This window comes from Streptomyces sp. NPDC051315, assembly GCF_044455165.1.
Taxonomy (GTDB): Bacteria; Actinomycetota; Actinomycetes; order Streptomycetales; family Streptomycetaceae; genus Streptomyces.
In genome coordinates, this window is the sequence record NZ_JBITEN010000013.1 from 239196 (window position 1) to 257996 (window position 18801).

An 18801-nucleotide genomic window follows, 5' to 3' on the forward strand; every position below is an offset into this window, starting at 1 on the left:
GCGGCGAGTGCCGTCCGTCTCACTCGGCGGTGTCACTGATGCCCAGGCGCAGATGCTCCACGTGGTAGACGGCCTGGTCGAGGAGTTCGGCGACGTGGTGATCGTGCAGCGCGTAGACGACCGACCGGCCGCGCCGCTCGCCGACCACCAGTCCCAGGTTGCGCAGCAGCCGCAACTGGTGCGAGCAGGCCGACTGCTCCATGCCCACCTCGGCGGCCAACTCCGTCGCCGGCAGCGGCCCTTCCCGCAGCCGCGCGAGGATCAGCAGCCGGGAGGGGGTGGACAGGGCCTGGAGGGTGGTGGCCACCTTGGCCACGTTGCCCGCGTCCAGGCGTACCCGCTCGGTGGCTGTGGTGGTGACGGCTCCATGACCCATGCGGGCCATCTTACCCACCGCATATGAACGGATGAATGAGTCTTCATGTGTTCCTGTATGGTGGCCGGGTGTCCACCACTCTCGCTTCCCACGCGACCGCCGCGCCCGTTTCCACGGCACCGCGCCGTCGCACCCGTGTCCTGGCTCTCCCCGAGGCCCGCTGGGCCCTGGCCGCCACCGTCGCCTTCCTGTCGGGCCTCGGACTGGATCTCGGCGGCGCACCGTCGTGGACGTACGGAACCCTGTACGCGGTCGCCTATGTGACCGGCGGCTGGGAACCCGCCCTCGAAGGCCTGCGCGCACTGCGCGAGAAGACACTCGACGTCGACCTGCTGATGATCGTCGCCGCGCTCGGCGCCGCAGCGATCGGCCAGGTCTTCGACGGCGCCCTCCTCATCGTCATCTTCGCCACCTCCGGTGCCCTGGAAGCCCTGGCCACCGCCCGCACCGCCGACTCCGTGCGCGGCCTGCTCGACCTCGCCCCCGACACCGCCACCCGCCTCACCGACGACGGCGAGGAGACCGTCCCCGCCACCGAACTCGCCGTCGGCGACCTGCTGCTGATCCGGCCCGGCGAACGCATCGGTGCCGACGGCCGCGTCGTCGACGGCGTCAGCGAGGCCGACCAGGCGACCATCACCGGCGAACCCCTGCCCGTCGTCAAACGCCCCGGCGACGAGGTCTTCGCCGGCACCCTCAACGGCACCGGCTCCCTGCGCGTCCGCGTCGAACGCGACCCCGCCGACTCGGTCATCGCCCGCATCGTCACCCTCGTCGAGGAGGCCTCCCGCACCAAGGCGCCCACCCAGCTGTTCATCGAGAAGATCGAACAGCGCTACGCCGTCGCCGTCGTGGCCGCCACCCTCGCCGTCTTCGGCGTACCGCTCGCCTTCGGCGCCGACCTCACCGACGCCCTGCTGCGCGCCATGACCTTCATGATCGTCGCCTCCCCGTGCGCGGTCGTCCTGGCCACCATGCCGCCCCTGCTGTCCGCCATCGCCACCGCCGGCCGCCACGGCGTCCTGGTCAAGTCGGCGGTCGCCATGGAACGCCTCGGCGAGATCGACACCGTGGCCCTCGACAAGACCGGCACGCTCACCGAGGGCAGCCCGGAGGTCACGGACGTCACCCCGCTGCCCGGCTCCGGCCTCGACGAGAACGCCCTCCTCGCCCTGGCCGCGGCGGCCGAACACCCCAGCGAGCACCCGCTGGCCCGCGCGATCGTGAGGGCGGCGCGGGAGCGGGGGCTGCGGATCGCCCCCGCCGAGGACTTCACGGCGACGCCCGGGCGCGGGGTGACGGCCGTGGTCGACGGGCGTGCGGTGGGCGTCGGCCGTAGGGAGGACGGGGCCGGCCGTGTGCCTCGGGCCGACGGTGTGCGGGAGCCGGCCGACCGCCTGCCCCAGGTCGACGGCCTGCGGAACCCCGATGCCAGGACCCCCCACCCCGGCACCCCCGTCCTCGTCACCCGCGACGACACCCCCGTGGGCGTCCTCACCCTCACCGACCGCCTCCGCCCCGCCGCCCCCGAGGCCAGTGCCGCCCTCACCGCCCTCACCGGCACCACCCCCGTCCTCCTCACCGGCGACAACGCGCGCGCCGCCGCCCGCGTCGCCGACGCCACCGGCATCACGGACGTCCGCGCGGACCTGCTCCCGCAGGACAAGGTGGACGCCGTTCGGGCGCTTCACCTCGCGGGCCGCAAGGTGCTGTTCGTGGGGGACGGCGTGAACGACGCGCCGGCGCTCGCCGCCGCCCACTCCGGTCTGGCGATGGGCAGGGCGGGATCCGACCTGGCCCTGGAGACGGCGGACGCCGTCGTGGTCCGTGACGACCTGACCGCGATCCCCGCGGTCGTACGGCTCTCGCGGACCGCCCGCCGGCTGGTGGTGCAGAACCTCGTGATCGCGGGGACGTTCATCACCGGCCTCGTCCTGTGGGACCTCGTCGGTCACCTGCCCCTTCCGCTCGGCGTGGCCGGGCACGAGGGGTCGACCGTGCTGGTCGGGCTCAACGGGCTGCGGCTGCTGCGGGAGCGGGCCTGGCAGGGGTGATCCGCGGCGGCGCTGGACGGGCGAGGTCGATGTCGGATTCTCGCCAGCGCCGCACCGGGCGGTGGCCGATGCTGGACGCATGCAGAACGGGATGTACACCGACCGGGAGCGCTGTCTGCGCGCCGTGCAGTCCAAGGACGCGCGGTTCGACGGCTGGTTCTTCACGGCCGTCCTGACCACCGGGATCTACTGCCGGCCCAGCTGCCCGGTCGTGCCACCCAGACCCGGGAACATGGTCTTCCACCCGAGCGCCGCCGCCTGCCAGCAGGCCGGTTTCCGGGCCTGCAAGCGGTGCCGGCCCGACACGAGCCCGGGCTCCCCGGAGTGGAACCAGCGCGCCGACCTCGTCGCGCGTGCCATGCGGCTCATCGCCGACGGGGTCGTCGACCGCGAGGGGGTGCCCGGCCTCGCCGCCCGCCTCGGCTACAGCACCCGCCAGGTCGAGCGCCAGCTCCTCGCCGAACTCGGCGCGGGCCCGCTCGCCCTGGCCCGCGCCCAGCGCGCCCAGACCGCCCGCCTGCTCATCGAGACGAGTCAACTTCCCATGGCGGACGTGGCGTTCGCCGCCGGCTTCGCCTCGGTCCGCACCTTCAACGACACCGTGCGCGAGGTCTTCGCGCTCTCCCCGAGCGAACTGCGCGCCCGCGTCCCGCGGAAGAACGGCTCTCCTGCGACGGCGGACGCCGTCACCCCGGCGGCCCCGGCCACCCTCCACCTCCGGTTGCCGTTCCGCGCCCCGCTCAACCCCGACAACCTCTTCGGCCACCTCGCCGCGACCGGCGTGCCCGGGGTGGAGGAATGGCGCGACGGTGCCTTCCGGCGCACGCTGCGACTGCCGTACGGGCACGGCATCGTGGCGCTCACCCCGCGCCCCGACCACATCGGCTGCCGCCTCACCCTCAGCGACCTGCGCGACCTCACCGTCGCCATCAGCCGCTGCCGGCGCATGCTCGACCTGGACGCCGACCCGGTCGCCGTCGACGACCGACTCCGCACGGACCCGCAGCTCGCGCCGCTGGTGGACAAGGCCCCCGGCCGTCGCGTCCCGCGCACGGTGGACGAGGCCGAGTTCGCCGTGCGGGCGGTCCTCGGCCAGCAGGTCTCCACGGCGGCCGCCCGCACCCACGCGGCCCGCCTGGTCACCGCGTACGGCGACCCGGTCGACGATCCGGACGGCGGCCTCACCCACCTCTTCCCGACCTCCGAGGCCCTCGCCGCGCTCGACCCCGAGTCCCTGGCGATGCCCCGCACCCGCCGCACCACCTTCACCACCCTCGTCGCGCAACTCGCCGACGGAAGCCTGCACCTGGGTGTGGAGAGCGACTGGGCGCAGGCGCGAGCCCGCCTCCTCGCCCTCCCCGGCTTCGGTCCCTGGACGGTCGACGTCATCGCGATGCGCGCCCTGGGAGACCCCGACGCCTTCCTCCCCACCGACCTCGGGATCCGGCGTGCCGCCCAGGAGCTGGGCCTGCCGTCCACCCCGGCAGCGCTCACCGCCCGCGCGGCGGCCTGGCGACCCTGGCGGGCGTACGCGGTGCAGTACCTGTGGGCGACCGACAGCCACCCCATCAACTTCCTGCCCGTGTGAGGAACCCTCATGACGATCACCACCACCACGAAGACGGTCACGGAGAACATGACGAAGCGGCACACGGTCATCGACAGCCCCTACGGCCCCCTCACCCTCGTCGCCGACGACGGCGTCCTGTGCGGCCTCTACATGACCGAACAGCGCCACCGTCCACCGGAGGAGAGCTTCGGCCCCCGCGACGACACGCTCTTCGCTGCGGCCGAGGAGCAGCTGGAGGCCTACTTCGCGGGGGAGTCGAAGGAGTTCACGGTCCCCCTGCGCCTGCGGGGCACCCCGTTCCAGCGCGCCGTCTGGGCCGAGCTGCGGAAGATCCCCTACGGCGAGACCCGCACCTACGGCGAACTCGCCGCAGCCCTCGGCAGCCCGACCGCCTCCCGCGCGGTGGGCCTCGCCAACGGCAGGAACCCCGTCGGCATCATCGTCCCCTGCCACCGCGTCGTCGGTGCCAACGGCAGCCTCACCGGCTACGGCGGCGGCCTGCACCGCAAGCAGCGCCTCCTGGACTTCGAGAGCGGAGCGTCCCTCTTCCGGACGGACTGATGGTCCATGCCGTCCGGCAGAAGGAGGCGGCGGCGAACGGGAGCGGGGTGAGAGGCACGCGTGTCACCAATGTGCCGGGACAGCACACCTAGTCGCTGTCGGTGCTCAGCCGGCGGAGCAGTGCGGGCAGCGCGGTGCCGATGGGTTCGCGGATCACCTCGTCGGCGATCTCGTCGTACGGTGTCGGCTCGGCGTTGACGATGATCAGGCGGGCGCCGTGGTCGGCGGCGACGCCCGCGAGTCCTGCCGCCGGCTGCACCTGGAGGCTGGTGCCGACGGCGATGAAGACGTGACAGGCCTTGGTGATGGCGACGGCCTCGCCGAGGACGACCGGGTCGAGTCGCTCGCCGAACATCACGGTCGCGGTCTTGAGGATCCCGCCGCACTCCAGGCAGGGCGGGTCGTCCTCGCCGGCCTCGACCCGGGCGAGGGCGTCCTCCATCGAGCCGCGTGTGTGGCACTTGGTGCAGACGACCTCGCGTGCGGTGCCGTGCAGTTCGAGCACCTTGCGGGCCGGCAGTCCGGCGAGCTGGTGGAGCCCGTCGACGTTCTGGGTGATGACCCGCACCGGCACGCCGGACCGCTCCAGCTCGACGACGGCCCGGTGCGCCGCGTTCGGTTCCGCCCGGAGGGCGCGGTTCTCGCGCCGCATCTGCCAGGACCGCCGCCGGATCTCCGGATCACCCATGTAGTACTCGTACGTCACGAGCTTCTCCGCCTCCGGATCCCGCCGCCAGAGCCCGTTCGGGCCGCGGTAGTCGGGGATCCCGGAATCGGTGGAGACACCGGCGCCACTGAGGAGGGCGACGAGGGGCTTGGTCATGTCACCGAGGGTAGGACGCGTGATCCGGGACCGGCGAACGGATATCGCACGGCCCCGAACCGGTGTTACGGTCCCGCCATGGCCAAGGTCACTGTCTCCCTCGACGCCGAACTCGTGGTCGAGGTCATGGTGCTCACCGGTGTGGGCAGCCCCCAGGACGCCGTCGAACTCGTCGTCCGCGACTACATCGAGCGCGGCCACCGTACGGAGGCCCGGACGGCCACGCGCGACGAGGCGCTGCGCGCGGTGGACGCCGAGCCCCGTGACACGCAGGGCTGACGTGCCGTAGCCGGCCGACGTCCCGTCCCCCCCGTGGGTCGGGCGTCCCGTATCCCCGCGGGTCACGCCACCCGGCGGCCGTTCTCCAGCTCGGCCGTCCCTGAGCCGTCCGCCAGCGCGTCGAGCGCGGCCAGCACACGCCGGCCCAGCGAGCCCAGCAGGTAGTCGGTGATCTCCTCGCGCGGGACCAGACGCCAGGACAGCAGCTCCTCCTCCTGGAGCCGGATGGCCTTGAAGTCCTCCTCGGGAAGGACCCCGCCGTCGTAGACGTACGCCACCAGCGGAGGCCGGTTCGTGCCGTGCACCCAGTCCACCGCGAGCAGCCGGCCCAGCTCGCGGTCGAGGCCGATCTCCTCGAGCGTCTCGCGGCGGGCCGCCTCGCGCGGGGTCTCACCGTCGTCGGACTCGATCGTCCCGCCCGGCAGCGCCCAGCCGTCACGGTAGTTGGGCTCGACCAGCAGGACCCGCCCCTCGGCGTCCCGGAACAGCGCGGCTGAACCGGCCAGGACGCGGGGCAGGGAGGCGATGTACGCGGCGAAGGCAGTCTCAGCAGTGGTCATCCAGGAAGGGTAACCAGGTCCCGCGTCCCTCCACCTGGCTCACCGCAGGGCGCGCAGAAGCGGGAGACCGGGCCCGGTCACGGCGCGTCCGCCCCCACCAGCCGCAGCGTCCGCTCCGCCAGTGCGCTGATCCGCACCCCGTCGAAACCGAACACCGCGCTGCGCACGGTGTCCTCCAGCGGCTGCGTCCACTGGCCGGGGATCGCCTCCGCTCCGGACAGGACGCCGGCGACCGAACCGGCCGTGGCGCCGTTGGAGTCGGTGTCCAGGCCGCCGCGGACGGTGAGCGCGATGGTGCGGGTGAAGTCGCCGCCGCCGTACAGCAGCCCGGCGGTGAGGACGGCGGCGTTCGGGACCGTGTGGATCCAGCCCAGGCCCGCCGTCTCCTCCGCCACCGTCGTCAGCGTGTCCTCCCAGCCCATGCGGGTCTCGTGGAGGGAGGCGACCCGGCGCACGGTGCGGGCGAGCCGGCTGCTCGCCGGGATCACGGTCAGCGCCTCGTCGACGGCGTGCCGTACGGTCGGCGCGGTGAACGCCGCCGAGATCAGCGCCGCCGCCCACATCGCGCCGTACACGCCGTTGCCGGTGTGCGACAGCACCGCGTCGCGGCGGGCCAGCGCGGCGGCCCGGCGCGGTGCGCCCGGGCAGGTCCAGCCGTAGATGTCGGCACGGATCAGCGCGCCGATCCACTCCTGGTAGGGGTTCTGGTACGTCGCTGTCAGCGGCGGCCTCAGCCCGTTGGCGAGGTTGCGGTACGCCGCCCGTTCCGCCGTGAACGTCTGCAGATACGGCAGCCGCAGCAGCCACAGGTCGCCGACCTGCTCGGTGGTGAAGCCGAAGCCGTGCGTCTCCAGCAGGTCCAGGCCGAGGACGGCGTAGTCGACGTCGTCGTCGCGGCAGCTGCCGTGGATGCGGCCGCGCACGCACTGGCGCCACTCGGGGCGCAGCGGCGGGCCGTCGTGCCCGGCGGCCGGTGCGGGCAGGTAGTCGGTGAGCGGCAGGGCGCCGGCCTGCCGCAGATAGCGGTCGATGCGCTCGCGCGTCCACAGGTCGCCCTGCTCGACCGGTTTGCCGAGCATGTTGCCGGCGATCCGGCCCAGCCAGCCCCCGAGGATGCGGTCGGCGAGCTCGGTGTCGGTGCCCACAGGGGTCATGGCTCCGGTTTACCCGATTCGGGGTCGGGGGTGCCGCTGCCTCGCCGGGTCGCCGCCGTCCGCAGGCCGGGCAGGGCATGACGGCGGGGGCGTCATCCGGTTAAGGTCGCTGCGGCGCGACTGGCCCTGACGTGCGTGGGGGCCCGGAGAGCAAGGGGATGGCAAGGTGGCGGACGCTGCAGCGCAGGGCACCCGACGGGTGCTCGTGGCCGCGGACAAGTTCAAGGGCTCACTGACGGCCGTGCAGGTCGCCGAGCGGGTGACGGCGGGGCTGCGCCGGGTCGTACCGGACGTCGAGGTCGAGGCCCTGCCCGTCGCCGACGGCGGCGACGGCACGGTCGACGCGGCGGTCGCGGCCGGGTTCGAACGCCGCGAGGTGCGGGTCGCCGGGCCCCTCGGCCAGGAGATCACCGCCGCGTTCGCGCTGCGCGGCGACACCGCGGTCGTGGAGATGGCCGAGGCGAGTGGACTTCAGCGCCTTCCGGCCGGGGTGTTCGCGCCGCTCACGGCCTCCACGTACGGCTCCGGGGAACTGCTGCGGGCCGCGCTGGACGCGGGCGTGCGCACCATCGTGTTCGGGGTCGGCGGCAGCGCCACCACGGACGGCGGCGCGGGCATGCTGTCCGCGCTGGGCGCGCGCTTCCTGGACGAGGACGGCGAGCCGGTCGCGCCGGGCGGCGGCGGTCTCGCGGAGCTGGCGCGCGCCGACCTGTCGGGCCTGGACCCGAGGCTGTCGTCGGTGGAGTTCGTGCTGGCGAGCGACGTGGACAACCCGCTGACCGGTCCGAAGGGCGCGCCGGCGGTGTACGGACCGCAGAAGGGTGCCTCCCCGGACGACGTGGAGACGCTGGACGCGGCGCTCGCGCACTACGCGAAGGTGCTGGAGGCGGAGGTCGGGGCGAAGGCGGCGGAGTACGCCGCGTCGCCGGGCGCGGGGGCCGCGGGCGGCATCGGGTACGGCGCCCTGCTGCTCGGCGCCCGCTTCCGGGCCGGGATCGAGGTCATGCTGGACGTCCTCGGGTTCGCGCCCGCGCTCGAACGGGCCGATCTGGTGATCACCGGAGAGGGCTCGCTCGACGAGCAGACCCTGCACGGGAAGGCGCCCGCGGGGGTCGCCGCGGCCGCGCGGGCGGCCGGCAAGGAGGTCGTCGCGGTGTGCGGGCGGCTCGCGCTGCCGCCGGAGGTGCTGGGGCGGGCCGGGATCCGGCGGGCGTATCCCCTGACGGAGGTCGAGCCCGACGTGGCGACGTGCATCGCCGAGGCGGGGCCGATCCTGGAGCGGGTCGCGGAGCGGATCGCTCGGGACTTCCTGGGCTGAGCCCGCGCTTCACGGTGCTCCGGCGGGCCGGGCGGGGCCGAGCCGTGGGACTGTCCCCGCTCCCGGGGCCTGTTTCGTGTTCCTCGCCCCGCCGCCCCTGCCCGTCCCACCCCCAGGGGCTCCGCCCCTTCCACCCCGCGGGGCTGCCGCCCCGCACCCCGCTTCGGCCCTGAACGGGCCCCGCCCTCGGACGCCGGAGGGGCTGGGGTGCCGGACCTGGCTCACCAGCCGCCGTGCGCCCCGAGCGAGGCGGGCGACCCGGCCGAACCGAGTGGGGCGGTGGGGGGACACAGGCCCGGGGTCTGGGGGCGTCCCGAGACGCGCACACGGCAGGCCACGCCACCGCCGCCGCGCACGCGAAGGGCCCCGGACCGGTGAACCCGGTCCGGGGCCCTTCGCTCAGCGGAGTGCTACGGGAGCTGTGCCGCCCGCGCCTCCCGCCGGTTGTCGCGGAAGTTGTTCACCCGGCGGGCCGTGGCGAACAGCGGGATGACGGCTCCCATGACAAGCTGCAGCGCGCAGCCGGTCTGGAGGAGCAGCTGGCCGCTCGGGGCGTCGAAGGCCCAGGCGGCGAGCAGACCCATCGACAGGACGATCCACGACAGCATCGCGCCGGCGAGGCGACCCCGCGGCTTCGGGTACTCCACGCGGCTCACCATCAGCCAGGCCGTCCCGAGGATCGCCAGCAGCGTCGCCACGAAGGGCAGCTCGAGGAGCACGATCGAGACGACCGTCAGCGCGCCGAACGGCGAGGGCATGCCCTGGAACATGCCGTCCTTCATCGTCACGCACGAGAACCGGGCGAGCCGCAGCACCACCGCCAGCAGCACCACGATCGCGCCGACCGCCGCCACCCGCTGGTGTGCGTCGTCGGCGACCATGCCGTAGACCAGGACGAAGTACGCCGGCGCGAGGCCGAAGCTGATCAGGTCGGAGAGGTTGTCCAGCTCCGCGCCCATGGGGGAGGAGCGCAGCTTCCTCGCGACCAGGCCGTCGAAGAGGTCGAAGACCGCCGCGCACAGCATCAGGATGACCGCCGTGGCCGCGCTGTGGCGGGCCATGCCGGACTCCTGGCTGCCGGTGAGGTGCGGGATCAGGATGCCGGTGGTGGTGAAGTACACCGCCATGAAGCCGCACGTGGCGTTGCCGAGGGTGAGGGTGTCCGCTATCGACAGGCGGAGGGAGAGGGGCATCTCCTCCTCCTCGTCCACCTCGTCGGCCTCGGGCACCCAGCCCGCCTGGGTCTCCGGGTCAATCACGGTCAATGCGAGTCACCCCTGCCACGGTCTTCTGCCCGACCTCGACCGCGACGTCCACGCCCTCGGGGAGGTAGATGTCGACGCGCGAGCCGAAGCGGATCAGACCGATCCGGTCGCCCTGCTCGACCTTCGTGCCCTGCGGGATGTAGGGGACGATGCGACGGGCGACGGCGCCGGCGATCTGGATCATCTCGATGTCACCGAGCTCGGTGTCGAAGTGCCAGACGACGCGCTCGTTGTTCTCGCTCTCCTTGTTGAACGCCGGCACGAACCCGCCGGGGATGTGCTCGACCGAGGTCACCGTGCCGGACAGCGGCGCGCGGTTGACGTGCACGTTCAGGGGGCTCATGAAGATCGCGACGCGGGTCCGGCCGTCCTTCCACGGCATGATGCTCTGCACCACTCCGTCGGCGGGCGAGATGACCCGGCCCTGGGCGATCTCGCGCTCGGGGTCGCGGAAGAACCACAGCATGCCCGCCGCGAGAGCGGTGGCGGGCACGGCGACGGCCTTGGCGACGCCCGAGCGGCGGGCGCGGACCAGGCTGACGGCTGCGGTGGCGACGGTCGGCAGGAGCCACGGCGATGCTCCGCGCGCGAGGCGTACGCCGGCCAGGCTGTCGCGAGGTGCAGAGGTTTGGCTGTGGGGCATGGATGACCTTCGTAGCGGAATGATGCCGCACTTCGACAGGGGGACGGCGGCTTTCCGCGATGGTAGCGGTTCGGGGCCACAACTGGGTAAGTCAGGAAGCCGAGTCGGTGGCTGGACGGGGTTGACGGGGTGTGATCTTCTTCTCGAAGAAAACACCCCCAACCTGGACATCTATCCCTGGAACCGATACTCCTCGAGCAGCCTGCGCCCGATGATCATTTTCTGGATCTCGGCGGTACCTTCACCGATCAGCAGCATCGGGGCCTCCCGGTAGAGGCGCTCGATCTCGTACTCCTTGGAGAAGCCGTAGCCGCCGTGGATCCGGAAGGCGTCCTCCACGACCTCCTTGCAGTACTCGGAGGCGAGGTACTTCGCCATTCCGGCCTCAAGGTCGTTTCGTTCCCCGGAGTCCTTTTTGCGTGCCGCGTTCACCATCATGGCATGAGCGGCCTCGACCTTGGTAGCCATCTCGGCCAGCTTGAACTGGATGGCCTGGTGCTGGGCGATCGGCTTGCCGAACGTGTGACGCTGCTGGGCGTACTGGATCCCCAGTTCGAACGCACGCTGTGCGACGCCGCAGCCGCGCGCCGCGACGTTGACGCGGCCGACCTCCACGCCGTCCATCATTTGGTAAAAACCTCGGCCCGTCACCCCTCCGAGCACGCGGTTCTCGGGAATCCGCAGGCCGTCCATGATGAGCTCGGTGGTGTCGACACCCTTGTAGCCCATCTTGTCGATCTTGCCCGGGATGGTCAGACCGGGGCGGACCTCGCCGAAGCCGGGCTCCTTCTCCACGAGGAAGGTCGTCATCGACTTGTGGGGCGCGGTGCCCTCGGGGTGTCCTTCGTCACTGCGGACCAGAACGGCCACCAGGGAGGAGGTCCCACCGTTCGTCAGCCACATCTTCTGGCCGTTGAGGACGTACTCGTCGCCGTCCCTGACCGCCTTCGAGGTGATGGCGGACACGTCGGAGCCCAGGCCCGGCTCCGACATCGAGAAGGCGCCGCGGATGTCGCCGGCCGCCATCCTCGGCAGGAAGTGGTCCTTCTGCTCCTGCGTGCCGTGCTGCTTGAGCATGTACGCCACGATGAAGTGCGTGTTGATGATGCCGGAGACGGACATCCAGCCGCGGGCGATCTCCTCCACGCACAGCGCGTACGTCAGGAGCGACTCGCCCAGACCCCCGTACTCCTCGGGGATCATCAGGCCGAACAGGCCCAGCTCCTTCAGGCCGTCGACGATCTGCTGGGGGTACTCGTCGCGGTGTTCCAGCTCGGTCGCGACCGGGAGGATCTCCTTGTCCACGAAGTCGCGGACGGTGGAGAGGATCTCCTGCTGGACGTCGGTCAGACCGGCGGTCTGGGCGAGACGGGCCATGGCCTACTTCTCCTGCTGCTTCAGCTCCGGGCGGCCGGGCTGCTCGCCGCCGCGCTCCTTGATGTACGTCTCGGTCGGCACCATCACCTTGCGGCGGAACACGCACACGAGCGTGCCGTCCTGCTTGTAACCCTTGGTCTCGACGTGGACGATCCCGCGGTCGTTCTTCGACTTGGACGGCCACTTGTCGAGCACGGTCGTCTCGCCGTAGATCGTGTCGCCGTGGAAGGTCGGCGCCACGTGCTTGAGCGACTCGATCTCCAGGTTGGCGATCGCCTTGCCGGAGACGTCCGGCACGGACATGCCGAGCAGCAGCGAATAGATGTAGTTGCCCACGACGACGTTCTTGCCGAAGTCCGTCGTCTTCTCCGCGTAGTTGGTGTCCATGTGGAGCGGGTGGTGGTTCATGGTGAGGAGACAGAAGAGGTGGTCGTCGTACTCGGTGACCGTTTTCCCGGGCCAGTGCTTGTAGACGGCCCCGACCTCGAACTCCTCGTAGGTGCGTCCGAACTGCATCGCCGTCACGCCTCCGGGATCTCGAACGTGCTGGTGCGCCGCATGCCGGCGGCGCGTCCCTTGCCGGAGATGACCAGGGCCATCTTGCGGCTGGCCTCGTCGATCATCTCGTCGCCGAGCATCGCGGAGCCCTTCTTGCCGCCCGCCTCGGACGTGTAGTAGTCGTACGCGTCCAGGATCAGCTCGGCGTGGTCGTAGTCCTCCTGGGAGGGCGAGAAGATCTCGTTGGACGCCTCCACCTGACCCGGGTGCAGCACCCACTTGCCGTCGAAGCCCAGGGCGGCGGCGCGCTGGGCGACCGCGCGGTAGCCGTCGACGTTGCGGATCTGCAGGTAGGGGCCGTCGATCGCCTGGAGGTTGTTGGCGCGGGCGGCCATCAGGATCTTCATGAGGATGTAGTGGTAGGCGTCCGCCGGGTAACCGGGCGGCTGCTCGCCCACGACCAGCGACTTCATGTTGATGGAGGCCATGAAGTCGGCCGGGCCGAAGATGATCGTCTCGATGCGCGGGGAGGCCTGCGCGATCTCGTTGACGTTGTTGAGGCCCTGCGCGTTCTCGATCTGCGCCTCGATGCCGATGCGGCCGACCTCGAAGCCCATGGTCTTCTCGATCTGGGTCAGCAGCAGGTCCAGCGCGACGATCTGCTGGGCGTCCTGCACCTTCGGCAGCATGATGCAGTCGAGGTTCGGGCCCGCGCCCTCGACGACCGTGACGACGTCGCGGTACGTCCACTCGGTCGTCCAGTCGTTGACGCGCACGACCCTGGTCTTGCCCGTCCAGTCGCCCTCGTTGAGGAACTTGACGATGGTGTGCCGCGCCTCGGGCTTGGCGAGCGGCGCGCACGCGTCCTCCAGGTCCAGGAAGACCTGGTCCGCCGGGAGGCCCTGCGCCTTCTCCAGGAAGCGCGGGTTGCTCCCCGGCACGGCGAGGCAGGAGCGCCGCGGACGAAGACGGTTGACAGTCATGCGGGGACCTCCAGGGGGTCGAGCTTGTTCGCTTTCCGGATCTCGTCGACGATACGGCCGATGATCCCGGTGATGTCGAAGTCCTTCGGGGTGAAGACCGCGGCCACTCCCGCGGCCCTCAGCTGCTCGGCGTCGGCGTTGGGGATGATCCCGCCGGCGATCACCGGGATGTCGGCGGCGCCGGCCTCCCGCAGCCGCTCCAGCACGTCCGGCACGAGCTGGGCGTGCGACCCGGAGAGGATCGACAGGCCGACCGCGTGCACGTCCTCGGCGAGGGCCGCGTCCACGATCTGCTCTGGGGTGAGCCGGATGCCCTGGTAGACCACCTCGAAGCCGGCGTCCCGGGCCCGCACGGCGATCTGCTCGGCGCCGTTGCTGTGTCCGTCCAGGCCGGGCTTGCCGACCAGGAAGCGCAGCTTGCCGACGCCGAGGTCGGCGGCCGTCAGCTCCACCCTGCGGCGCACCTCGGACAGGGCCGAGCCCTCCTGCGCGGCCACGGCCACCGGCGCCGACGACACGCCGGTCGGTGCCCGGAACTCCCCGAACACCTCGCGCAGGGCCCCGGCCCACTCGCCGGTCGTGACGCCGGCGCGGGCGCACTCCAGGGTGGCCTCCATGAGGTTGTCGGTGCCCTTGGCGGCCGCCTTCAGCCGCTCCAGCGCCTTGCAGGGACGCGGGTGGTTGAAGGGCGGCTGGTAGCGGGTGTCGCGCCAGTGCTGGAGCGAGGCGATGACGCGGGCCTCGACGGCCGGGTCGACCGTCTGGATCGCGGTGTCGAGGTCGGCGGTCAGGGGGTTCGGCTCGGTCGTCTCGAAGATGTTGACGCCGACGATCTTCTCCTGGCCGGACTCGATCCGGGCCCGGCGCTCGGCGTGCGAGGCGACCAGCTGCGACTTGAGGTAGCCGGACTCGACGGCGGCCATGGCGCCGCCCATCTCCTGGATCCGCTCGATCTCCGCGAGCGACTCCTCGACCAGCTCGCCCACCTTCGCCTCGATCACCTTCGAGCCCTCGAAGATGTCGTCGTACTCCAGCAGGTCGCTCTCGTGGGCGAGGACCTGCTGGATGCGCAGGGACCACTGCTGGTCCCAGGGGCGGGGCAGGCCGAGGGCCTCGTTCCAGGCGGGCAGCTGCACCGCACGCGCGCGTGCGTCCTTGGAGAGGGTCACGGCCAGCATCTCGAGGACGATCCGCTGGACGTTGTTCTCCGGCTGCGCCTCGGTCAGACCGAGCGAGTTGACCTGGACGCCGTAGCGGAAGCGGCGGTGCTTGGGGTCCTGGATGCCGTACCGCTCGCGGGTGATGCGGTCCCAGATCCGGCCGAAGGCGCGCATCTTGCACATCTCCTCGACGAAGCGGACGCCCGCGTTCACGAAGAAGGAGATGCGGCCGACGACGTCACCCATGCGTTCCTGCGGCACCTGGCCGGAGTCGCGCACGGCGTCGAGGACGGCGATCGCGGTGGACATCGCGTACGCGATCTCCTGGACCGGTGTGGCGCCCGCCTCCTGCAGGTGGTAGCTGCAGATGTTGATCGGGTTCCACTTGGGCATGTGGGAGACCGTGTACGCGATCATGTCCGTCGTCAGGCGGAGCGACGGCCCGGGCGGGAACACGTGGGTGCCGCGGGACAGGTACTCCTTGACGATGTCGTTCTGGGTCGTGCCCTGGAGCCTGGTGATGTCCGCGCCCTGCTCCTCCGCGACGACCTGGTAGAGCGCCAGCAGCCACATGGCGGTGGCGTTGATGGTCATCGAGGTGTTCATCTGCTCCAGGGGGATGTCCTGGAACAGCCGGCGCATGTCACCGAGGTGTGCGACCGGCACGCCGACCCGGCCGACCTCGCCGCGGGCGAGGACGTGGTCGGAGTCGTAGCCGGTCTGGGTCGGCAGGTCGAACGCCACCGACAGACCCGTCTGACCCTTGGCGAGGTTGCGCCGGTACAGCTCGTTGGACGCCTCGGCCGTGGAGTGACCGGCGTAGGTCCGCATCAGCCACGGCCGGTCCTTCTGACGCTCAGTCATCTATGACCTCAGATGTTCCGGAAGCGGTTGATGGCGTCGATGTGCTTCGCGCGCTTCTCCTCGTCGCGCACGCCGAGGCCCTCCTCCGGCGCCATGCACAGCACGCCGACCTTGCCCTGGTGGAGGTTGCGGTGCACGTCGTAGGCGGCCTGCCCGGTGTCCTCCAGGGAGTAGACCTTGGAGAGCGTCGGGTGGATCTTGCCCTTCGCGATGAGCCGGTTGGCCTCCCAGGCCTCGCGGTAGTTGGCGAAGTGGGAGCCGATGATGCGCTTCAGGGACATCCACAGGTAGCGGTTGTCGTACTCGTGCATGTAGCCCGAGGTCGAGGCGCAGGTGGTGATGGTGCCGCCCTTGCGGGTCACGAAGACGCTCGCGCCGAAGGTCTCACGGCCGGGGTGCTCGAAGACGATGTCGATGTCCTCGCCGCCGGTGAGCTCGCGGATGCGCTTGCCGAAGCGCTTCCACTCCTTCGGGTCCTGGGTGTTCTCGTCCTTCCAGAACTTGTAGCCCTCGGCGTTGCGGTCGATGATCGCCTCGGCGCCCATCGAGCGGCAGATCTCCGCCTTCTGGTCGCTGGAGACGACACAGATCGGGTTGGCGCCGCCGGCCAGCGCGAACTGGGTGGCGTACGAACCGAGTCCGCCGCTCGCGCCCCAGATCAGGACGTTGTCGCCCTGCTTCATGCCGGCGCCGTTGCGGGAGACCAGCTGCCGGTAGGCGGTGGAGTTGACGAGCCCGGGGGCCGCCGCCTCCTCCCACGACAGGTGGTCGGGCTTCGGCATCAGCTGGTTGGACTTGACCAGGGCGATCTCGGCGAGGCCGCCGAAGTTGGTCTCGAAGCCCCAGATGCGCTGCTCCGGGTCGAGCATCGTGTCGTTGTGGCCGTCCGAGGACTCCAGCTCGACGGAGAGGCAGTGCGCGACGACCTCGTCACCGGGCTTCCAGGCGTTGACGCCGGGGCCGGTGCGCAGGACGACGCCCGCGAGGTCGGAGCCGATGATGTGGTACGGCAGGTCGTGGCGCTTGGCCAGCTCGTTGGTGCGGCCGTAGCGCTCCAGGAACCCGAAGGTCGACAGCGGTTCGAAGATCGAGGTCCACACGGAGTTGTAGTTGACCGAGGAGGCCATGACGGCCACCAGGGCCTCGCCGGGGCCGAGTTCCGGCAGCGGCACCTCGTCCAGGTGGATCGACTTGCGGGGGTCCTTGTCGCGGGTCGCGAGGCCCGCGAACATCTCCGTCTCGTCCTTGTGCACGGTGATCGCGCGGTACGACTCGGGGAGCGGGAGGGCGGCGAAGTCGGCGGACGTGGAGTCCGGTGACTGGATCGCGGCCAGGATGTCCTTCACGGTCACGGTGTTGCCTCCGGCGGTGAGCGCCCTGAGGGAGGGGCGCTGAGGGTTACGTCGGTTGCTGCTGAGGGTTGGGGAAGGTGCCGTCGGTTCGGCGGGTGGTGCTGTTCGGCAGCGCTTTGTGGCGCGGGAGGTTGCCTGTGACGCAGGCGTCCGGGCGCGCGAGCCAGGTGGCTTGCGGGGACAGCCGGCGTACGAATGGTCTCTGCACGCCGGCCGCCCGGACTCCTTCAACGTATGACACCGCGTGTCACCCCGCAAGGCACTGAGTGCCAGAAATTCCACTCAGCTGAAATCTTTACGTAACAAATGAGCGATGATCGATCGAACGGGCCGGGAAATCCGCGCGAAAAGGTGCCCTGACATGCCAAAACGGCCACCCGGGCGGGTGGCCGTTCTCACAGGGATCCGGCGGTGCGGAGCGGCGTCAGCGCTCCTTCAGGGCCTTCTCGATGGTCCGCATCACCTCGTCGAGCGGGGCGTCGGTGCGGGCCACCGTCACCAGGACCTCGCCCTGCGCGGAGACCGCGGCGGGAGCCGGCTTCGGGGACGCGGAGCTGCCGCGCCCGGCTCCGATGCCCGTCCCGAACGTCTTCCGCACGATCGCGAAGGCGTGGTCGAGCTGTGCCTCGACGTCGCCCTGGCCGCCGGCCCTGAGCCAGCGGCGCAGGACGTGGTTGTGGGCGGTGACGACGGCGGAGGCGGCGACCTCGGCGAGCAGCGGGTCGTCGTTGGCGTCGTCGTCGTGGGCGTGCTCGTCGAAGTGGCCGAGGAGGTAGCGGGTGAAGAGGCGCTCGTAGCGGGCCACCGACGCGATCTCCGCCTCGCGCAGGGTGGGCACCTCGCGGGTGAGCTTGTAGCGGGCGACCGAGATCTCCGGCCGGGCCGCGTACATCTTCATGACTTCCTTGATGCCGCGGCACACCGTGTCGAGCGGGTGCTCGTGCGCCGGGGCCGCGTTCAGCACGGCCTCGGCGCGGATCAGTGTGTCGTCGTGGTCGGGGAAGATCGCCTCTTCCTTGGAGCGGAAGTGACGGAAGAAGGTGCGGCGGGCGACGCCGGCCGCGGCCGCGATCTCGTCGACGGTGGTCGCCTCGTACCCCTTGGTCGCGAACAACTCCATGGCCGCGGCCGCCAGTTCCCGGCGCATCTTGAGCCGCTGGGCCGCCGCACGGGAGCCTGCGGCACTTTCCGGCGCGTCGGGCGTGGCTGGTGTACGTGAGGACTTGGCGGGCTGGGACATGCCCTGAACGTACTGCATGTGCGCAGCTCGGTGCGCGTGCGCGGGGTCTCCACCGCCCCACGCGGGCGGGGACGGGGCCGCCGGTTCCAGCAGCCCGCCCCAGTCCTCACCGTCCCGGAACCAGTCGCCGCCCCCGTCAGCGGCGGGCATATTCGCGGAAGCCGCGGCCCGTCTTGCGGCCGAGGCAGCCCGCGGCCACCAGGTGCTCCAGGAGCGGCGCCGGGGCCAGGCCCGGGTCGCGGAACTCGCGGTGCAGGACCTTCTCGATGGCGAGCGAGACGTCGAGCCCGACGACGTCGAGCAGTTCGAACGGCCCCATGGGGTAGCCGCCGCCCAGCTTCATCGCCGCGTCGATGTCGTCGAGGGACGCGTAGTGGTCCTGCACCATCTTGATCGCGTTGTTGAGGTACGGGAACAGCAGCGCGTTCACGATGAAGCCGGCCCGGTCGCCGCAGTCCACGGCGTGCTTCCGGATCCTGCCGCAGACCTCGTGGACCGTCGCGTGGACGTCCTCGCCGGTCAGGACCGTACGGACGACCTCGACCAGCTTCATCGCCGGCGCCGGGTTGAAGAAGTGCATGCCGATCACGTCCTGCGGACGCGGGGGGGGGGGGGGGGGGGGGGGGGGCGGGGGCCGGGGGGGGGGGGGGGGGGGGGGGGCCGGGGCCCCGCGTCGGCGCCGCGCGGACCGTAGTGGTGGCCCGTGTCCTGCGCCGCGTGGCCG

General features: G+C 71.4%; 17 protein-coding genes and 1 pseudogene. 5 read left to right on the top strand and 13 right to left on the bottom strand.

Annotated features, from left to right (window positions below; genetic code table 11):
• Positions 1–19: 19 nt before the first annotated feature.
• Positions 20–376, bottom strand: a complete 357-nt coding sequence (locus ACIBBD_RS25095; protein WP_399421753.1) for an ArsR/SmtB family transcription factor — start codon at positions 374–376, stop codon at positions 20–22.
• Positions 377–411: 35 nt separating this feature from the next.
• Here ACIBBD_RS25095 and ACIBBD_RS25100 point away from each other — a divergent pair, with 35 nt between their 5' ends.
• The 3 genes from ACIBBD_RS25100 to ACIBBD_RS25110 all read left to right on the top strand — a co-directional run bounded on the left by ACIBBD_RS25100 (position 412) and on the right by ACIBBD_RS25110 (position 4561).
• Complete coding sequence (locus ACIBBD_RS25100) at positions 412–2430, top strand: heavy metal translocating P-type ATPase (protein WP_399421754.1); 2019 nt, start codon at positions 412–414, stop codon at positions 2428–2430.
• Between the two features lie 79 nt (positions 2431–2509).
• Positions 2510–4018 carry an AlkA N-terminal domain-containing protein gene (locus ACIBBD_RS25105; RefSeq protein ID WP_399421755.1) on the top strand — a complete coding sequence of 503 codons (1509 nt, stop codon included), beginning with the start codon at positions 2510–2512 and terminating at the stop codon, positions 4016–4018.
• Between the two features lie 9 nt (positions 4019–4027).
• A complete protein-coding gene (locus tag ACIBBD_RS25110) occupies positions 4028–4561 on the top strand; it encodes a methylated-DNA--[protein]-cysteine S-methyltransferase (protein WP_399421757.1) in 534 nt (177 codons plus the stop codon).
• Positions 4562–4649: 88 nt separating this feature from the next.
• Here ACIBBD_RS25110 and ACIBBD_RS25115 read toward each other — a convergent pair whose 3' ends face one another.
• The gene (locus ACIBBD_RS25115) at positions 4650–5384 is read right to left on the bottom strand and encodes an SIR2 family NAD-dependent protein deacylase (protein WP_399421758.1); all 735 of its coding nucleotides are present in this window, start codon (positions 5382–5384) and stop codon (positions 4650–4652) included.
• A 78-nt stretch (positions 5385–5462) separates the two neighbouring features.
• On the opposite strand from ACIBBD_RS25115, the gene ACIBBD_RS25120 reads away from it, so the two are divergent.
• Positions 5463–5663 carry a type II toxin-antitoxin system VapB family antitoxin gene (locus tag ACIBBD_RS25120; protein WP_399421759.1) on the top strand — a complete coding sequence of 67 codons (201 nt, stop codon included), beginning with the start codon at positions 5463–5465 and terminating at the stop codon, positions 5661–5663.
• Positions 5664–5725: 62 nt separating this feature from the next.
• Here ACIBBD_RS25120 and ACIBBD_RS25125 read toward each other — a convergent pair whose 3' ends face one another.
• Positions 5726–6223 (bottom strand): NUDIX domain-containing protein, encoded by a 498-nt coding sequence (locus tag ACIBBD_RS25125; protein WP_399421760.1) that lies wholly within the window; start codon positions 6221–6223, stop codon positions 5726–5728.
• Between the two features lie 77 nt (positions 6224–6300).
• Positions 6301–7377 (bottom strand): ADP-ribosylglycohydrolase family protein, encoded by a 1077-nt coding sequence (locus ACIBBD_RS25130; RefSeq protein WP_399421761.1) that lies wholly within the window; start codon positions 7375–7377, stop codon positions 6301–6303.
• A gap of 199 nt (positions 7378–7576) precedes the next feature.
• Between ACIBBD_RS25130 and ACIBBD_RS25135 the strand changes: the two genes are divergently transcribed.
• Positions 7577–8695, top strand: coding sequence for a glycerate kinase (locus tag ACIBBD_RS25135; protein ID WP_399421781.1), 1119 nt, complete (start codon positions 7577–7579; stop codon positions 8693–8695).
• 410 nt (positions 8696–9105) lie between these two features.
• Here the strand turns inward: ACIBBD_RS25135 and pssA are convergent, their stop codons facing one another.
• The 9 genes and pseudogenes from pssA to ACIBBD_RS25180 all read right to left on the bottom strand — a co-directional run.
• Positions 9106–9924 carry a CDP-diacylglycerol--serine O-phosphatidyltransferase gene (gene pssA / locus ACIBBD_RS25140; RefSeq protein WP_059254185.1) on the bottom strand — a complete coding sequence of 273 codons (819 nt, stop codon included), beginning with the start codon at positions 9922–9924 and terminating at the stop codon, positions 9106–9108.
• Positions 9925–9946: 22 nt separating this feature from the next.
• Positions 9947–10603, bottom strand: coding sequence for a phosphatidylserine decarboxylase (locus ACIBBD_RS25145; RefSeq protein WP_399421762.1), 657 nt, complete (start codon positions 10601–10603; stop codon positions 9947–9949).
• Positions 10604–10774: 171 nt separating this feature from the next.
• Complete coding sequence (locus ACIBBD_RS25150) at positions 10775–11980, bottom strand: acyl-CoA dehydrogenase family protein (protein WP_399421763.1); 1206 nt, start codon at positions 11978–11980, stop codon at positions 10775–10777.
• Positions 11981–11983: 3 nt separating this feature from the next.
• The gene (locus ACIBBD_RS25155; RefSeq protein ID WP_361481721.1) at positions 11984–12496 is read right to left on the bottom strand and encodes a MaoC family dehydratase; all 513 of its coding nucleotides are present in this window, start codon (positions 12494–12496) and stop codon (positions 11984–11986) included.
• Positions 12497–12501: 5 nt separating this feature from the next.
• Positions 12502–13461 carry an HpcH/HpaI aldolase/citrate lyase family protein gene (locus tag ACIBBD_RS25160; protein ID WP_399421765.1) on the bottom strand — a complete coding sequence of 320 codons (960 nt, stop codon included), beginning with the start codon at positions 13459–13461 and terminating at the stop codon, positions 12502–12504.
• Positions 13458–15485 (bottom strand): protein meaA, encoded by a 2028-nt coding sequence (locus ACIBBD_RS25165; protein WP_399421766.1) that lies wholly within the window; start codon positions 15483–15485, stop codon positions 13458–13460. Before ACIBBD_RS25165 ends, ACIBBD_RS25160 begins: the two co-directional genes overlap by 4 nt.
• 8 nt (positions 15486–15493) lie before the next feature.
• Positions 15494–16831: a crotonyl-CoA carboxylase/reductase gene (gene ccrA / locus ACIBBD_RS25170; protein ID WP_399421783.1), complete on the bottom strand. Its 1338-nt coding sequence runs from the start codon at positions 16829–16831 to the stop codon at positions 15494–15496.
• A gap of 430 nt (positions 16832–17261) precedes the next feature.
• Complete coding sequence (locus tag ACIBBD_RS25175; protein ID WP_399421767.1) at positions 17262–18077, bottom strand: TetR family transcriptional regulator; 816 nt, start codon at positions 18075–18077, stop codon at positions 17262–17264.
• 136 nt (positions 18078–18213) lie between these two features.
• Positions 18214–18678 (bottom strand): annotated as a pseudogene (locus tag ACIBBD_RS25180) (3-hydroxyacyl-CoA dehydrogenase family protein); the annotation flags it as partial.
• Between the last annotated feature and the right edge of the window lie 123 nt (positions 18679–18801).

Coding starts and splice junctions, on each gene's coding strand:
- ACIBBD_RS25160 (WP_399421765.1), bottom strand. CDS start 13,461: ATGACTGTCAACCGTCTTCGTCCGCGGCGCTCCTGCCTCGCCGTGCCG.
- ACIBBD_RS25105 (WP_399421755.1), top strand. CDS start 2,510: ATGCAGAACGGGATGTACACCGACCGGGAGCGCTGTCTGCGCGCCGTG.
- ACIBBD_RS25095 (WP_399421753.1), bottom strand. CDS start 376: ATGGGTCATGGAGCCGTCACCACCACAGCCACCGAGCGGGTACGCCTG.
- ACIBBD_RS25145 (WP_399421762.1), bottom strand. CDS start 10,603: ATGCCCCACAGCCAAACCTCTGCACCTCGCGACAGCCTGGCCGGCGTA.
- ACIBBD_RS25165 (WP_399421766.1), bottom strand. CDS start 15,485: ATGACTGAGCGTCAGAAGGACCGGCCGTGGCTGATGCGGACCTACGCC.
- ACIBBD_RS25155 (WP_361481721.1), bottom strand. CDS start 12,496: ATGCAGTTCGGACGCACCTACGAGGAGTTCGAGGTCGGGGCCGTCTAC.
- ACIBBD_RS25110 (WP_399421757.1), top strand. CDS start 4,028: ATGACGATCACCACCACCACGAAGACGGTCACGGAGAACATGACGAAG.
- ACIBBD_RS25130 (WP_399421761.1), bottom strand. CDS start 7,377: ATGACCCCTGTGGGCACCGACACCGAGCTCGCCGACCGCATCCTCGGG.
- ACIBBD_RS25120 (WP_399421759.1), top strand. CDS start 5,463: ATGGCCAAGGTCACTGTCTCCCTCGACGCCGAACTCGTGGTCGAGGTC.
- ACIBBD_RS25175 (WP_399421767.1), bottom strand. CDS start 18,077: ATGTCCCAGCCCGCCAAGTCCTCACGTACACCAGCCACGCCCGACGCG.
- ACIBBD_RS25150 (WP_399421763.1), bottom strand. CDS start 11,980: ATGGCCCGTCTCGCCCAGACCGCCGGTCTGACCGACGTCCAGCAGGAG.
- ACIBBD_RS25115 (WP_399421758.1), bottom strand. CDS start 5,384: ATGACCAAGCCCCTCGTCGCCCTCCTCAGTGGCGCCGGTGTCTCCACC.
- ACIBBD_RS25100 (WP_399421754.1), top strand. CDS start 412: ATGAGTCTTCATGTGTTCCTGTATGGTGGCCGGGTGTCCACCACTCTC.
- ACIBBD_RS25125 (WP_399421760.1), bottom strand. CDS start 6,223: ATGACCACTGCTGAGACTGCCTTCGCCGCGTACATCGCCTCCCTGCCC.